This window comes from Paraburkholderia sp. J63 (assembly GCF_905220245.1).
Classification (GTDB): Bacteria; Pseudomonadota; Gammaproteobacteria; order Burkholderiales; family Burkholderiaceae; genus Paraburkholderia.
The window spans coordinates 1-717 of sequence record NZ_CAJMZF010000151.1; the positions used below are offsets into that span (position 1 = coordinate 1).

Annotated in this window: 1 protein-coding gene and 1 pseudogene; both read left to right on the plus strand. The window is 60.4% G+C overall.

Annotated features, from left to right (window positions below; all coding sequences use genetic code 11):
* Window positions 1–601: sugar phosphate nucleotidyltransferase (locus tag U5775_RS38915; RefSeq protein ID WP_322063435.1), on the plus strand; the 601-nt coding region annotated here is incomplete at its 5' end.
* A pseudogene (locus tag U5775_RS38920) lies at window positions 586–717 on the plus strand (dTDP-4-dehydrorhamnose 3,5-epimerase family protein); the annotation flags it as partial. The gene U5775_RS38915 and the pseudogene U5775_RS38920, both read left to right, overlap by 16 nt.

Consider the following 717-nt stretch of genomic DNA (forward strand, 5'->3'; position numbering starts at 1 on the left):
TGTGGGCAACGATCCGTCGGCGCTCATTCTCGGCGACAACATCTTCTACGGCCACGATCTCGCGAAGCAGCTCGAGCGCGCGGACGCGCAGGATGCGGGCGCAACGGTATTCGCCTATCACGTGCACGACCCGGAGCGTTATGGCGTGGTCGAGTTCGACAAGGGCTTCCGTGCGCTGTCGATCGAGGAGAAGCCTGCGCAGCCGCGTTCGAACTATGCGGTGACGGGCCTGTACTTCTATGACAACCGTGTGTGCGATATCGCTGCGAACATCAAGCCGTCCCTGCGTGGCGAGCTCGAGATCACGGACGTGAATTCGCGCTACTTGAGCGATGGTGCGCTGAACGTCGAGATCATGGGTCGCGGCTATGCATGGCTCGATACCGGTACGCACGATTCGCTGATTGAGGCGGCGACGTTCATCGCGACGCTGCAGAAGCGTCAGGGGCTCGTGGTCGCGTGCCCCGAGGAAATTGCATACCGCCGCCAGTGGATTGATGCGGAGCAGGTGCAGAAGCTGGCCAAACCGCTCTCGAAGAACGAGTACGGCAAGTATTTGTTGAACATTCTCACGGACCAAGTTGCATGGCTATCACGGTAACTGCTACGGCGCTCCCCGAAGTCAAGCTCATCGAGCCGAAGGTGTTTGGCGACGCGCGCGGCTTCTTCTACGAGAGCTTCAACGGACGCGAGTTCGAAGAGCTGGTCGAAGCCGGC